General features: G+C 72.1%; 17 protein-coding genes and 1 pseudogene. 6 read left to right on the top strand and 12 right to left on the bottom strand.

The window, feature by feature from the left end; translation table 11 throughout:
- Window positions 1-52: 52 nt before the first annotated feature.
- Together DRB96_RS39055 and DRB96_RS39050 are read right to left on the bottom strand one after the other, a co-directional pair.
- Window positions 53-472, bottom strand: a complete 420-nt coding sequence (locus tag DRB96_RS39055; protein ID WP_204357927.1) for a hypothetical protein — start codon at window positions 470-472, stop codon at window positions 53-55.
- The gene (locus tag DRB96_RS39050) at window positions 441-1,217 is read right to left on the bottom strand and encodes a DUF881 domain-containing protein (protein WP_112452651.1); all 777 of its coding nucleotides are present in this window, start codon (window positions 1,215-1,217) and stop codon (window positions 441-443) included. The genes DRB96_RS39055 and DRB96_RS39050 overlap by 32 nt, the downstream gene beginning before the upstream one ends.
- A 91-nt stretch (window positions 1,218-1,308) precedes the next feature.
- Here DRB96_RS39050 and crgA point away from each other — a divergent pair, with 91 nt between their 5' ends.
- Entirely contained in the window at window positions 1,309-1,563 is a 255-nt protein-coding gene (crgA, locus tag DRB96_RS39045) for a cell division protein CrgA (RefSeq protein WP_112452650.1), read from the top strand.
- A gap of 103 nt (window positions 1,564-1,666) precedes the next feature.
- On the opposite strand, the gene DRB96_RS39040 is transcribed toward crgA, so the two are convergent.
- A complete protein-coding gene (locus DRB96_RS39040) occupies window positions 1,667-2,551 on the bottom strand; it encodes a rhomboid family intramembrane serine protease (protein ID WP_112452649.1) in 885 nt (294 codons plus the stop codon).
- Between the two features lie 107 nt (window positions 2,552-2,658).
- A complete protein-coding gene (locus DRB96_RS39035) occupies window positions 2,659-3,186 on the bottom strand; it encodes a peptidylprolyl isomerase (RefSeq protein WP_112452648.1) in 528 nt (175 codons plus the stop codon).
- Window positions 3,187-3,371: 185 nt separating this feature from the next.
- On the opposite strand from DRB96_RS39035, the gene DRB96_RS39030 reads away from it, so the two are divergent.
- A complete protein-coding gene (locus tag DRB96_RS39030; RefSeq protein ID WP_112454308.1) occupies window positions 3,372-4,145 on the top strand; it encodes a DUF5324 family protein in 774 nt (257 codons plus the stop codon).
- 104 nt (window positions 4,146-4,249) lie between these two features.
- Here DRB96_RS39030 and DRB96_RS39025 read toward each other — a convergent pair whose 3' ends face one another.
- The 3 genes from DRB96_RS39025 to DRB96_RS39010 all read right to left on the bottom strand — a co-directional run bounded on the left by DRB96_RS39025 (window position 4,250) and on the right by DRB96_RS39010 (window position 6,386).
- Window positions 4,250-4,738 (bottom strand): LysM domain-containing protein, encoded by a 489-nt coding sequence (locus DRB96_RS39025; protein ID WP_239516591.1) that lies wholly within the window; start codon window positions 4,736-4,738, stop codon window positions 4,250-4,252.
- 125 nt (window positions 4,739-4,863) lie between these two features.
- A complete protein-coding gene (locus DRB96_RS39015) occupies window positions 4,864-5,343 on the bottom strand; it encodes a MarR family winged helix-turn-helix transcriptional regulator (RefSeq protein WP_112452646.1) in 480 nt (159 codons plus the stop codon).
- A 98-nt stretch (window positions 5,344-5,441) separates the two neighbouring features.
- On the bottom strand, window positions 5,442-6,386 hold the full coding sequence (locus DRB96_RS39010; RefSeq protein WP_112452645.1) for an alpha/beta hydrolase: 945 nt from the start codon (window positions 6,384-6,386) through the stop codon (window positions 5,442-5,444).
- A 207-nt stretch (window positions 6,387-6,593) separates the two neighbouring features.
- Here DRB96_RS39010 and DRB96_RS39005 point away from each other — a divergent pair, with 207 nt between their 5' ends.
- Window positions 6,594-6,986: a YciI family protein gene (locus DRB96_RS39005; RefSeq protein ID WP_239516585.1), complete on the top strand. Its 393-nt coding sequence runs from the start codon at window positions 6,594-6,596 to the stop codon at window positions 6,984-6,986.
- Between the two features lie 118 nt (window positions 6,987-7,104).
- Here the strand turns inward: DRB96_RS39005 and DRB96_RS39000 are convergent, their stop codons facing one another.
- Window positions 7,105-7,485 carry a hypothetical protein gene (locus tag DRB96_RS39000; protein WP_112452644.1) on the bottom strand — a complete coding sequence of 127 codons (381 nt, stop codon included), beginning with the start codon at window positions 7,483-7,485 and terminating at the stop codon, window positions 7,105-7,107.
- 119 nt (window positions 7,486-7,604) lie between these two features.
- Here DRB96_RS39000 and DRB96_RS38995 point away from each other — a divergent pair, with 119 nt between their 5' ends.
- Window positions 7,605-8,075 carry a GNAT family N-acetyltransferase gene (locus tag DRB96_RS38995; RefSeq protein ID WP_112452643.1) on the top strand — a complete coding sequence of 157 codons (471 nt, stop codon included), beginning with the start codon at window positions 7,605-7,607 and terminating at the stop codon, window positions 8,073-8,075.
- Between the two features lie 6 nt (window positions 8,076-8,081).
- Here DRB96_RS38995 and DRB96_RS38990 read toward each other — a convergent pair.
- The 4 genes and pseudogenes from DRB96_RS38990 to DRB96_RS43450 all read right to left on the bottom strand — a co-directional run bounded on the left by DRB96_RS38990 (window position 8,082) and on the right by DRB96_RS43450 (window position 10,768).
- Window positions 8,082-9,196, bottom strand: a pseudogene (locus DRB96_RS38990) (IS630 family transposase).
- 75 nt (window positions 9,197-9,271) lie between these two features.
- On the bottom strand, window positions 9,272-9,514 hold the full coding sequence (locus DRB96_RS38985; protein WP_112452642.1) for an ABC transporter permease: 243 nt from the start codon (window positions 9,512-9,514) through the stop codon (window positions 9,272-9,274).
- A gap of 624 nt (window positions 9,515-10,138) precedes the next feature.
- A complete protein-coding gene (locus DRB96_RS38980) occupies window positions 10,139-10,354 on the bottom strand; it encodes a hypothetical protein (protein ID WP_162689138.1) in 216 nt (71 codons plus the stop codon).
- Window positions 10,355-10,597: 243 nt separating this feature from the next.
- Window positions 10,598-10,768 (bottom strand): hypothetical protein, encoded by a 171-nt coding sequence (locus DRB96_RS43450; RefSeq protein ID WP_162689137.1) that lies wholly within the window; start codon window positions 10,766-10,768, stop codon window positions 10,598-10,600.
- Between the two features lie 119 nt (window positions 10,769-10,887).
- On the opposite strand from DRB96_RS43450, the gene DRB96_RS38975 reads away from it, so the two are divergent.
- Together DRB96_RS38975 and DRB96_RS38970 are read left to right on the top strand one after the other, a co-directional pair.
- The gene (locus DRB96_RS38975) at window positions 10,888-11,319 is read left to right on the top strand and encodes an acyl-CoA thioesterase (protein ID WP_112452640.1); all 432 of its coding nucleotides are present in this window, start codon (window positions 10,888-10,890) and stop codon (window positions 11,317-11,319) included.
- The gene (locus DRB96_RS38970) at window positions 11,310-13,601 is read left to right on the top strand and encodes an FAD-dependent monooxygenase (protein ID WP_112452639.1); all 2,292 of its coding nucleotides are present in this window, start codon (window positions 11,310-11,312) and stop codon (window positions 13,599-13,601) included. Before DRB96_RS38975 ends, DRB96_RS38970 begins: the two co-directional genes overlap by 10 nt.
- Window positions 13,602-13,610: the final 9 nt, after the last annotated feature.

Raw genomic sequence — 13,610 nt, 5'->3', positions numbered from 1 at the left:
CACGGGCCAGAGCGGGCTCTGCCCCCCCACAGGCCCCAGTTGGGCCTGTCCTCTATTCCCACCTCCGGGCCCCCCAGACTACGCATTTACTTCGTTGCCCGCTTCTGCTTGATAAAACAAAAATGACGTGTTCCTGCACCCGATCCACGTGATCATATCTTAGATCGATTAATTTGTGGTTCGCCGCCGGCGTCAGATGTGTATAGGGGGCCGGTGCGGCTTCGGGGGCCGGGGCGGCTTGCGGGGCCGGTGCGGCCGCGGCCGCGGGGACGGCCGCCCAGCGGTCGCGCATCCGGGCCATCTCGCCGTCCATGGCCTGGTCGGCCTTGACCCCGGTCCACAGCATCACGTAGGCCGTGAAGAGCACGATCAGGGAGCCGGCGGTCAGGCACACCTCGCTGAACGTCCGTACCAGCAGGCGCGGTACGTCGACGTCACGGTCACGGGGTGGCGGACTCCAGCGGCTTCGCATAGTGGAGGTCCACTGTGCCGGAGTACCCCGGCAGTGTCAGCGCCTTGTGCTCGTCCACTTTCCAGCCCAGTCCGTACGCGTTCACGTACAGCTGGTAGTTCTGCAGCGCGGGCGAGGCCGCGAGGGCCTTCTTCAGCGCGCCCGGGTCGCCGACCGCCGTCACCTTGTACGGGGGCGAGTACACCCGGCCCTGGAGGATCAGGGTGTTGCCCACGCAGCGCACGGCGCTGGTGGAGATCAGGCGCTGGTCCATGACCTGGATGCCCTCGGCGCCGCCCTGCCACAGGGCGTTCACCACGGCCTGGAGGTCCTGCTGGTGGATCACCAGGTCGTTGGGCTGGGGCTCGGGAACGTTGGGGATGCGGGCCGTGGCGTTGGGAGGCGCGTCGTTCAGGGTGACCGTGACGGCCTTGCCGGTGATCTCCTCGGTGCCCGAGGCGGCGCGCAGTGCGGCGAGCCGGGCGTCCTCCGCCTTGGTGCTGCCGTTGTCCCGGTCGGCCAGGGCGTCGACCTGGCCGCGGGCCGTCGCGGTGCTCTTCTCGAGGTCCAGGTTGTTCTGGCTGCGCTCGTGGATCAGGTCGGACAGCTTGAGGAGCGAGGCGTCCGTGCGGATGTTCGTACCCTTGGAGGTGTTGAAGCTGGTGACGAAGATCAAGCCGGCCAGGGCGAAAACGGCGGCCGTGAGCAGCCGGACCGGTCTGGCACGGCGACGGGGACCCGCGGAGGAGTCGTCGGATTTGCTCAACGTACCCTTCTCCTTCAACGCCACAGGTCCACTACGCTAACGGACGCCCGGGGCAGGCAAGGTCCCCAGCGCATCGACAGGAGAGCCCCTCGTGCCGAAGTCACGTATCCGCAAGAAGGACGACTACACCCCTCCGCCCACGCGGACGCCACAGGCGATCAAGCTGACGAACCGCAACTGGGTCGCTCCGGTCATGCTGGCGTTCTTCCTGGTCGGCCTGGCGTGGATCGTCGTGTTTTACCTGTCCGAGACCCAGCTTCCGGTGGAAGCCCTCGGAAATTGGAACATCGTGGTCGGTTTCGGCTTCATCGCCGCGGGATTCGGTGTCTCCACGCAGTGGAAGTAGCTGCGCGCAAGCTCTCCCCATGAGTTATCCACAGCGTCATCCACACCTGAGGAAAAGACAGAAGATCTGTGGATAACTCTGTGGAGAGTTGACGCCGGTGTGATCAGGTGAGTGCGGGAAGTCCGGCCGTCCGGACCGCGATCACGGCTGCCGCCAGCAGGAACACCGCCGCACAGGTGCCCCACTGGACGAGTTTGCGATGCCGCGTGCTGTGGCCCGTGGCGGGCCACAGCAGGCCCAGCCCGACCAGCGCACCGCCGGCCAGACCACCGATGTGGGCCTCCCAGGACACGTACAGCCCTGGCACGAAGGTCAGCGCCAGCATGATCACCAGCACGGTGACCAGCGGGCCCGTCTCGTCCCTCGTCCGGCGGGCCAGCACCAGGCCGGCGCCGAGCAGGCCGAAGACCGCCCCGGACGCGCCGTACGTCATGGTGTCCGGCGCGCTCAGCAGATAGGCGAGGGCGCTGCCGCCCAGGGCCGACAGCAGGTAGAGGGCGAGGTAGCGGACGCGGCCCAGCGCCTGCTCCAGCGGGCAGCCGAGGAACCACAGGCCGAGCATGTTGCCGGCGATGTGCCACCACTCGACGTGCAGGAACGCCGAGGTCAGCAGGCGGTGGTACTCACCGGCGGCGACGCCTTCGAGCGGCCCGCCCCACACCCGCCTCAGATGGGCGATCAGCCCCAGGTCGAGCGGCAGGGCGGGCAGGGCCGCGGCCGCGAGGAACACCGCCGCGTTGATCCCGATCATGATCTTGGTGACCAGGTGCGGATCGGCGGCGACCACCCCGCCCGCGATGGTCCGCGGGGCGTTGGCGGCGGGCCCGCGGCCGGTGCCCGAGCCCCCGCGGACGCACGCGGGGCACTGGAAGCCGACCGAGGCGCTGATCATGCACGCGGGGCAGATCGGCCGCTCGCAGCGCGTGCAGCTGATCCCGGTCTCGCGGTCCGGGTGGCGGTAGCAGCCCGGAAGACGCTCGGTGTCCATCGGTCCCCTCGGTGCCCTCGGTCGGCGGCGGGGCGGCGGATCCGCCGCGCCCGTCCGGTACGCATCGAGTACGGACGGGCGGATGCGAAAGGTTCCCGGGCTCCGGGTCAGCCCTTGTGCACGACGACGGACTGGATGACCACGTCGTCGAGGGGGCGCTCGGTGCGCGGGTTGGTGGCGCCGGCGGCGATCGTCTTCACGATCTTCCGGCTGGCCTCGTCGGCGACCTCGCCGAAGATGGTGTGCTTGCGCGTCAGCCAGGCGGTGGGGGCCACGGTGATGAAGAACTGCGAGCCGTTGGTGTTCGGGCCGGCATTGGCCATCGCGAGCAGGTACGGCTTGGTGAAGGCCAGGTCGGGGTGGAACTCGTCGGCGAACTGGTAGCCCGGGCCGCCGGTGCCGTTGCCGAGCGGGTCGCCGCCCTGGATCATGAACCCGCTGATCACGCGGTGGAAGACGGTGCCGTCGTAGAGCGGGTCCGTGGTCTTCTGGCCGTCCGTGGGGCGCGTCCACTCGCGGGCGCCGGTGGCCAGTTCCACGAAGTTGCGCACGGTCTTCGGAGCGAAGTTCTCCAGCAGCTCGATCTCGATGTCGCCGTGGCTGGTCTTCAGGGTGGCGTAGAGCTTCTCGGCCACGGATCTGCCTTCCCTAGTCATCACTGGTCATCACTGTCGGTTCCAGATCCTCCCACGGAGGGCCGCACGGGACTGAAATCGTCCACTCGTATGCCCTGTCGCGCATGCCGGTCAGCGGTATGGGAGGCATGATCCGACAAAGGGTGGAAAGGTGAACTGTGTCCGCCACCGAGGAGGAGGATCCCGTGACCCGCAAGGAAAGCGTGCGCCTGGCAGCCGAAAGTGCCAGGGAGAGTTTCCTGCACGCAGCGGAAGTGGTGGCACCGTACGCAGAATCCGCCAAGGATGCAGCGGTGCACTACGCCCAAGAGGCAAATGAGCGACTGGCGCCGAAGGTGTCGTCCGCGGCCGACGCGGCCGCCCGGCAGGCCCGCACCACCTACGGCTGCCATGTGCAGCCCCGGATCAGAGCGGCGCGCACGCACGTGCCGCCGAACGTCGACCGGGCCGCGGTGAACGCGGTGAAGCAGTCCCGCCGGGCGGTTCGCCAGGCGGCCGACTACACGCAGCCGCGGATCGAGAGCGCGCTCGCGGCGGCGCAGCCGGTGGCCGAGGAGCTCTCTTCGCGATCGACGGCCACGCTGGCGGCGCTGCGCGGTCAGGTGTCGGCGAAGGAGGTGCAGAAGCTGGTCCGCAAGCACGAGCGCCGGGCCCGCACGGGCCGGCTGCTCAAGGGCGCCGCGCTGGTCGGCGTACTGGCCGGCGGGGCCTACGCCGCGTGGAAGTGGTGGGACCAGCAGTCGAACCCGGACTGGCTCGTCGAGCCGCCGGCGGCCACCGAGCTGTCGGCGCGCGACGAGGCGGCCCAGGGGAGCTTCGAGGACGAGCTGGCGGTCAAGGAGCGCGAGGCGGGGGCGGAGTCCGATCCCGGCTCGCTGCCCTCGTCGGCGCTGGAAGCGGAGGCCGAGGCCGCGGAGGCCCGGATCGACGCGGAGGACGCGAAGCGCAAGCACCGCTGACCCACCCGGCGGGGCACGTGGGAGGGGCCCGGATCCTGGAAAGGATCCGGGCCCCTCTCGTGTTTCCCGCGTTCTGCGTGCTGCGTCCTGCGACGACAGGGGATCTAGCCGGGGAGGTTGAGCTTCATGCCCGGGTGGATCATGTCGGGGTTGGAGCCGATGACGCCCTTGTTCATGGCGTAGAGCTCGCGCCAGCGGCCCTCGTTGCCGAGCTCGCGGCGGGCGATCGCGGAGAGCGAGTCGCCCGGGCGGACGGTGTACGTGCGCTGCGCCTTGGGCGCGGGCTTCGGCGCCGCGGGCACCGCCTTGTGCGCGGCCGAGGCCGGGGTGGGCGTGTGCGTCATGCGCGGGGCCGCGGGCGGCGCGGCGGGCGGTGCGGGCGCGGGCTTCGGCGCCGCGGCCGCCATGCGCTCCGCGGCCGCCTTGGTGGCCGCCGCCGAGTCGGTGTACTTGGCGGCGGCGCCGCCGGGCATCGCGGCCGGGGGCGCGGGCGCCGCCGCGGCCTGCTGTTGTACCTGCTCAGCCGCCTTCTCGGCCGCCTTCTCGGCTTGTTCCTTCTTCTTGTCGGACCTCATGAAGTCGAACAGTCCCATGTGCGTACGCCTCCGGCATGGTGGTGCCCCCTGGGGCAGAGTGCCCTCTTCCCACTGTCTGCCAGAAGCCGCCCGGCGGCCCTGTGACGGGGCCATCCGGGGGACGCGGGCGAGGGCCGGGGCCCCTACTGGCGGGCCCGGCGGGCCGGGCGCGGGCTCTGCGACGGGGTTTCCAGACCGCCCCCGGCCAGCTGCTTCAGACCGTGCAGCAGGGCCGCGCGGTCCTTGTCCCCGAGGGAGGCGAGGGCGTCGGCGTGCACCTGGTCGACGATGCGGGCGCTCTCCCCCGCGATGGCCGCGCCCCGCTCGGTGACGAAGATGACGCGGGCCCGGCGGTCCTTGGTGGACGGCCGCCGCTCGGCGAGTCCGGCCCGCTCCAGGGCGTCGACGGTGACGACCATCGTCGTCTTGTCCATGTCGCCGATCTCGGCGAGCTGGATCTGGGTGCGCTCCTCCTCCAGGGCGTGCACGAGGACGCAGTGCATGCGGGCGGTGAGACCGATCTCGGCGAGGGCCGCCGCCATCCGCGTGCGCAGGACGTGGCTGGTGTGGTCCAGGAGGAAGGAGAGGTCGGGCTCGGTCCGGGTGGGCGCCATGGCAGTCATGCCTCCCAGCCTAACAAGTCGATCCGAAATAAATCGTCTGCAACAAAACTATCTGGTACGGTCACATCATTCACCGCCGCTGATCGCAGACCGGAGAGTCAGATGCCTGCCGTTGTCTTCGGCTGGGCCGTGGCCCGGTCCGCGACGAGGCGGACCGCCGCGATCGTGAGGTCCGGGTCGTGGAGCTGGACGTAGTGGTCGCTACCGGTCGCCAGCAGGTGCGGGGTCTGCGGGCGCAGGCCCACCAGGGCCTGCTGGGCCTTGGGCCACGCCTTCTCCAGCTTCGCCAGCAGGTCCTTGGACATCGTGGGCGGCGCGGCGAAGGGCGCGGTCTTGCTGAGCACCGCGACCGGGACCGGGGGGAGCGGGCCGCCCCGGTCGATGGCGGTGACCCCGCCGTCGATGTCGACCTGCTCGAAGTCCGGATCGGCGTCGAAGGGCGTACCCGGATGCCGCAGCGCTTCGACGTACGCCGCCCAGTCCGCCCCCATCGCGGGCTTCAGGGCCGGTCCCAGCGCGTCGACCAGGACCAGCCCGCGCGTGCGCTCCGGATGCTCCTGGGCGTACCGCAGCGCGAGCATCCCGCCGAAGGAGTGCCCCACCAGCAGGTACGGGCCGGGTACGTGCCCGGCCGTCAGCACCCGGTCCAGGTCCTCGACCATGTCGGGCAGGGCCCGGGTCCCCCGTACGGGTGTGCTGCGGTCGGTGAGCTCGGGTGGCTGCGTGTAGCGGATGGTGCCCGGCCGGTCGTAGGTGCAGACCCGGGTGAACGCGGCCACTCCCGGCAGCACCGCCGGGGCCTTCGGCACGGGCGGGGCGGTGTCGGTCAGCGACCACGGGTCGGAGGCCTCGTGCAGCCCGGCCAGCAGCACCACGCTCGGGCTCCCGGAGCCCGAGCACCGCAGGTACAGGCTCCGCCCGCCGCCGATGTCCACCCGCTGCTCGGTGTCGCCCCCGCCCGGCGGCGGGGTGGCGGCTGTGGTGGCCACCAGCAGGACGGCGGCCACCACAGCCGCCACCGCACCTGGCACACGCCATCGCATGCCTCAAGCCTCCCGCGCCGGCCTTTCCCCCGCCATCCGGCGCCGAGGACACCCACGAGAAGACCCCCTCGGCCGCTCCCGGTGATGTGATGGCGGGAAAGCCGATGAGTTTCGCGGCGCCCGGCTGTCTACCCCTTCGTAGGCCCGAGAGGCCGAGAAGCCGAGAAGTCGGAGAAGCCCAGCAGCCGCCCCGGAAGGGTGAGGAACATGAAGTACATGATCCAGATGAACGTGCCGGCCGATCAGTGGGACGCCATCATGACGGCGTACTCCAAGGACGACATGGAGGCCATGTTCGCCCACATGGGCGCCCTCAACGATGACCTCACCGCCGCCGGCGAGTGGGTCGAGGGGCAGGGCCTCGGCGGCCCCTCGCTGGTCAAGACGGTGCGTGCCGGAAGCGACGGGCGTCCGCAGGTGACGGACGGGCCGGCCCAGGAGGGGCACATCCTGGCCGGGTACTGGGTGGTCGACGTCAAGAGCGAGGACCGGGCCCTGGAGATCGCCGCCCGGGCGTCGGCGTGCCCCGGCGCGGGCGGGAAGCCCTCCAACGACCCCGTAGAGGTGCACCCGATCCCCGAGGACCCGACCCAGGCCTGAGCCGGGAGACCGAGGAGGCCGTCCTCCGCGCCGCGTCCGCGAGACGCTGACCGGCCGGCCGGCCAGCCGCGCCGGAGCGCGCGGCCCGGAGGACGGCCTGTGGCCCCCGGTCCGTTCCTCAGGCCGATCGCAGGGCGTCCGTGGGGGACGCCCCGGCCGCGCGCAAGGCCGGGTGGATTCCGGCGACGGCGGCCACCAGCACGGAGACGAGCGGGCAGGCGGCGACGGTGTGGAGCGTGATGGAGGGCGGCCGGCCCTGGGCGAGGGCGTAGCCGCGGCGAGTGCGAGGGCCAGCCCGCTGAGCGCGCGCTTCGCCTCGCCGCGTGCCGTGAGGAGGTCGGACGGCCGGCTGACGGCGACCCTGCTCGGATGGGCCGTTCGCGGTGGCGCCGGCCACGGACTGCACGTCGGGGACGCGTTCGGGGTGGGAGCGCAGGTAGCCGGCGGCGGCGGTGCCGTCCGCGCCCAGCCGGGCCGCGGCCTGGGGCCAGCCGGCCACGGCGGCGGGGCCGAGTTCGGGGGCTAGTGCTCTGACCGCATAGGTTCACCGGATTCCGGTCCGAGCGTCGTGGAGAAGTCGGATGCGGCCGCATCGTGTGTCTGCGATCATGCGTCGCTGTGGAGAGCAACAACTTTGTCGTCCGTCGAGCGGTCGAGTCCGACGCTGCCGCGGTGGCCGAGGTCTGGCTGCGTTCCTTCACGGCGGCGCTTCCGAGCGTGCGCCGAGCGCATACGGACGACCAGGTCCGGTCCTGGTTCGGGGAAGTGGTGGTGCCCGACCTCGAGACGTGGGTGGCGACAGTCGAAGGTTCGGTGGTCGGGATGATGGTGCTGGACGGCGAAGACCTGGACCAGCTCTATCTTGATCCCGCCTGGCAGGGCCGGGGGATCGGCGGCCGCCTGGTGCACCAGGCGAAGCAATGTCGTCCGGCCGGGTTGGCGCTGTGGACGTTCCAGGTCAACGAGTCGGCGCGGCGCTTCTACGAGCGGCACAGCTTCGCCGCTGCTGAGTGCACCGACGGTTACCGCAACGAGGAACGCGAGCCGGACATCCGGTACGTGTGGCGACCTGGGCAGCAAGAGCCCTGAGACGTCTCAGGCCGCCTGGCCGAGTGGTCGTCCGCCCCAGCGAATGCCCTTCTCGCTTCGGATGCGGGCGCGTTCCTTGCGTTCGGCGGCCAGGACGTCTCGGTGGCGGGCGTTGGCGTTGCGCCACCGCAGGTAGGCGTGCAGGGCCCGGGTCTGGACGGTGTGGTTCGGGTGATTGGAGTTGGTGAACTGTCGCAGTGGTCCGAAGTGGGCTTCGATCGGGTTGGCCCAGGAGGCGCAGGTCGGGGTGAAGCACAGTTCGACCTTGTTCTTCTCCGCCCAGCGGCGGGTGTCGCTGCCCTTGTGGGCGGACAGGTTGTCCATGATCACGTAGATCGGGGCTCCGTCGGGCCGGGCGGCGCGGATCGACTTCAGGGCGGCCAGCGGGTTCACGGCACCTTTCTTGCGGCGGTTGATACCCCCAAGGTGTCGCTCCCGACGGAGTAGCAGCCGTGTAAGTAGCGCACCCCGTGGGTGCGGTGATAGGTAGCGGGCACCCGGTCGGGGTGGCCCTGGCCGGCCCAGCCCGAGCCTGCGGTGGGCCGGATCCCGAGGGGGCCGAATTCGTCGAACGCGAAGACCCGGTCAGGGAAGCGGTCCAAGGCTTCCTCGATCCGGTCCAGTTTCGTTTCGCGGTCCGGGTCGGGTGACGCCTTCCACGTCTTGGTGCGTTGGAAGGCGACGCCACGGCGGGCGAGGAGGCGGCGTAATGCCTCGCGGCCGTCGCGTATGGTCCGGATGTGGACTTTGCGCAGGTAGGCGGCGAGTTTACGCAGTGACCAGCGGGTGAAAGGCTGGCCGAGCTTGACCGGGCGGGTGGTGGCCGTCTCGATGACGAAGGCCTCGTCGTCAGTGCTGAGCAGGCGGGGACGGCCTCCCGCCCACTGAGGGTCCAGGCAGGCCAGGCCGATCTCGTTGAACCGGTGGATCACGTCCCGGACGGTGTCCTCGTCGGCCTGGACCAGCTGAGCAATCACCGGGACGCGGTTCCCGCCGGCCGAAGCCAGCAGCATCATCGCGCGCCGATAGCGCACCGAACTCGTGCTGCCTCGGCGCACGATCTGCTGCAGCCGTTGCCCCTCTTGGTCGGTGAGCCTGCGCACACGGACAGGCCCGGCCACCGCACCTCCACCGGTCGGATCGGACGCCACCCCACATCCAACCGCCACGACCACCAACCCGGCGAACCTATGAGGTCACAGCACTAGGTCGTTCGGCGCCAGGATTCCCGTGACGACGTACGGCTCTCCGCCCAACCAGACCCGCTCGCCCGGCGCGGTCACACCGAGGCGCTGTGCGGCCTGGTCGCCGAGCACGGTCACGGGGAGGTTCTCACCGGCCTGGTTGAGCCACTTCCCGCTGCGCGGGGTGGCGTGGACGTCGAGCAGGTTCAGCCGGGCGGCGAGCACGGTGGCGCTGCCGGTCTGCTGCTTGGGCACCAGGTCGTTGCGGTAGACCTCGGCCTTGGTGGCCCCGGTCGCGGTGACGTGCTGGACCGGGCGATGTTGGGGAGCATCTCGGGGTCGAGGCGCGCGGCCTCGTGCACGGGGAGGAGAGCGACCCGAACGGAGGGCGCGGGCCCGCCCTCGGGAGGCGGTGGCCGGGACGCGCCCTGGACGGTGAATCCGGGGTGCGTTAGCTTCCGGCGCCATGAGACTTTGGGGAGTTGGCATGTGTGCGGCGGCTCTGCTGCTGGGGGTGGTGGCCTCACCGGCGCAGGCCGCAGGGGAGTCACCGGACCTCCGGGGCGCGGGTTGGGCACTGAAGGAGACCGGCAAGGACTCCCGTTTCCGGGGGCTGGCGGCGGTCAGCCGGTCCACGGCCTGGGTGGCCGGCTCGAAGGGGACCGTGCTGCGGACCTCGGACGGCGGGCGGAGCTGGCGGGACGTCTCGCCGCCGGGGGCCGTCGCGGAGGGGCTCGAGCTGCGGGACATCGAGGCCTTCGACGGGCGGCGCGCGGTGGCCCTGTCCATCGGGGAGGGCGAGGCCTCCCGGGTGCTGCGCACGGAGGACGGCGGAGCCACGTGGACCGAGACCTTCCGGAATTCCGACCCGCGGGCCTTCTACGACTGCCTCACCTTCTTCGACTCCCGGCACGGGCTCGCGATGAGCGACCCGGTGGACGGGAAGTTCCGCATCCTGTCCACGGACGACGGCGGTCGGAGCTGGCGGGTGCTCCCGAACACGGGGATGCCGGACGCGCTGCCGGGGGAGGCGGGCTTCGCCGCGAGCGGCCAGTGCCTGGTGGCGGCCGGGTCGCGCGACGTCTGGCTGGCCACGGGCGGCGGCGCCCTCGCCCGGGTCCTGCACTCCGCGGACCGCGGCCTGACCTGGAAGGTGGCCGACTCCACCGTCCCGGCGGGCGACCCGGCGCGCGGGGTCTTCGCCCTGGCCTTCCGGGACCGTACGAGGGGACTGGCGGTCGGCGGTGACTACCGCACCGGGCAGGCCTCCCCGCAGGCCGCGGCGGTGTCCTCGAACGGGGGCCGCACATGGCGGCAGGCGGCGGCCCCGCCGCCGGCCTACCGCTCGGGCGCGGCCTGGTTCCCGTACGGCGCCGGCACGGCCCTCGCGGTGGGCCCGACGGGCACGGACGTGACCCGGGACGGTGGCCGCACCTGGCGGGCGCTGGACCCGGGGTCGTTCGACACCGTCGCCTGCACGGCGGACGGCGGCTGCTGGGCTGTGGACACGAGGCCAGCCCCCCCCCCCGGCAACCCCCCCGCGGCGCGCCGCCCACCCGCCCCGGGCGGGTCGCAACGGCGGCGGCGCCGGCCGATCCCCCGGGTCCCGGGCGCCTCCCCGGCCCGGCGTGGACGGCAACCGCCGCGTCGAGTGGACCGACACCGACGCGGCCGGCCACTACCACCACTCCACCGTCGTGCGCTGGGTCGAGTCCGCCGAGGCCGTGCTCCTGCGCCGGCTGGGCCTGTCGCACCTCTTCGGCAGCACGCCCCGCGTCCACTTCGAGGCCGACTACCGGGCCCGGCTCTGGTTCGGCGAGGCCGTGCGGACCGAGCTGCGGATCACCAAGGTCGGCACCAGCTCCCTCCACTACGCCTTCACCGTCCACGGCGAGGAGGGTGCGGAGGCCGCCACCGGCCGCATGGTCATCGCCCACTCCGCCGCCCGCGCCACCGGGACCACCCCCTGGCCGGCCGAGGTCCGCGAGGTCCTCACCAAGGCGGGCCGCCAGGCCCCCGAACTGATCGAGAACAACCGAGGAGGCGCCCCGTGCGCATAGCAGTCATCGGAGGCGGGCCGGGCGGCCTGTACTTCGCCGCCCTGGCCAAGCAGCTCTCCCCGCACTGGGAGGTCACCGTCTGGGAGCGCAACGCTCCCGACGACACCTTCGGCTTCGGGGTGGTCTTCTCCGACGAGACCCTCGACGGCATCGCGCAGGCCGATCCCGCCGTCCACGCCGCGATGTCGGCGGAGTTCGCCCGTTGGAGCGACATCGACGTCCGCCACCGCGACCGGACCCTGACCTCCGGCGGCCACGGTTTCGCCGCCCTGGGACGGCGCCGGCTGCTGGGCATCCTCCAGGAGCGCTGCGCCGCTCTGGAGGTGGACGTCCGCTATTCGACCCAGTCCCCGCCGCCGGAGCGACTGGCCGCCGAATACGACCTGGTGGTCGCCTGCGACGGCGTGCGCTCGGCCACCCGGGCCGCCTACGCCGACACCTTCGGCGCCGATCTCGACGAGCGCTCGGGCCGCTACATGTGGCTCGGCACGGACAAGGTCTTCGAGGCCTTCACCTTCATCGTCGAGGAGGGGGACTTCGGCACCCTCCAGGTGCACGCGTACCCGTACGACGACACCCGCTCCACCTTCATCGTCGAGATGGACGAGGACACCTGGCGGCGCGGCGGATTCGCGCGGTCCGAGGGGATCGACCTGCCGCCCGGCGCCAGCGACGAGGAGGGGATCCGACGCTGCGAGGAAATCCTCGCCGGGCACCTGGACGGGCACCGGCTCATCCCCAACAACTCCAAGTGGCTGCGCTTCACCACCGTGCGCAACCGCACCTGGCGCCACGCCAACACCGTGCTGCTCGGGGACGCCGCGCACACGGCCCACTTCTCCATCGGCTCCGGCACCAAGCTCGCCATGGAGGACGCCCTCGCGCTGGCCGCCTGCCTGCACGAGCACCCCGACGTGGAGAGCGCGCTGGCCGCCTACGAGGACGAGCGCAAGCCGGTCGTGGAGTCCACCCAGCGGGCGGCCCAGGCCAGCCTCGAATGGTTCGAGAACATCGACCGGTACACGGGCCAGGATCCGCACCAGTTCGCCTTCAACCTGCTGACCCGCAGCCGCCGGGTCACCTACGACAACCTGCGGGTGCGCGACGAGGAGTTCACCACCTCCGTCAACGCCTCGGCGCCGGTGCCGCCCATGTTCCGGCCCTTCCGGCTCGGCGGCCTGCGCCTGCGCAACCGGATCGTCGTACCGCCCATGGCCCTGTCCACGGCCCGCGACGGGGTCCCGGGGGACTTCGACCTCGTCCACCTGGGCACCCAGAGCCTCGGCGGCGCGGCCCTGGTCATCGCCGGCATGACGGCGGTGAGCGCCGACGGCCGGACCGACGCGGGCTGCCCCGGCCTGTGGACCGACGAGCAGGAGGCCGCCTGGCGGCGGATCACCGCCTTCGCGCACGGCCAGTCGGACACCTGCCTCGGCATCCAGCTGACGCACGCCGGCCGCCGGGCGGCCGAGGGGCCGCTGCTGGCCGCCTCCGCGCTGCCGTGGGCCGAGGGGGTCCCGGTGCCCCGCGAGGCGGGCCGCGCCGACATGGACCTGGTCGTACGGGACTTCGTGCGCGCGGCCGAGCGCGCCGACCGGGCGGGCTTCGACGTCTTGGAACTCCAGTACGGGCACGGCCACTTGATGTCGGGGTTCCTGTCCCCGCTGACCAACCGGCGGACCGACGAGTACGGCGGCGCCGTGGACGGCAGGCTGCGCTTCCCGCTCGAAGTGCTGGGCGCCGTGCGGGCGGTGTGGCCGGCCACGAAGGCCCTCCTGGTCCGGATCTCGGCCGCCGACTGGGCCGAGGGCGGACTGGACGAGGCGGACGCCGTGCACATCGCCCGCGCCCTGACCGCGGCGGGCGCCGACGCCATCGACGTCTCGACCGGCGAGGTCGTGTCCCACGAGCGGCCCCGCTTCGGCCGCAGCTACCAGACCCCCTACGCCGATCTGATCCGCAACGCCACCGGGGCGGCGACCATCGCCGTCGGCGCGATCTCCACGTACGACGACGTGAACTCGGTGATCCTGGCCGGCCGGGCCGACCTGTGCGCGGTGGGCCGGGCCCAGCTCCACGACCCCCTGTGGACCCTGCACGCGGCCGCCGCCCAGGGCTACCGCGGACCGGCGGCGCCCTGGGCCCAGTCCTGGCGGGCCGGCAGCGCGCGGCCGCCGGCCTCGCGCACCGACCGGGTCCCGCCCCGCCTCGAACTGCTGCGGCAGCCCGCCGCGGCGGTGCACCAGCGATGGCTGCCGCGCGTCACCGCGCCGGCCCTCTGAACGGAACGG

Origin of the sequence: Streptomyces sp. ICC1, assembly GCF_003287935.1 — a bacterium.
Lineage (GTDB): Bacteria > Actinomycetota > Actinomycetes > Streptomycetales > Streptomycetaceae > Streptomyces > Streptomyces tritrimontium.
The sequence above is the reverse complement of the archived record's forward strand: the minus strand, read 5'-3'. Positions and strand labels throughout refer to the sequence as shown.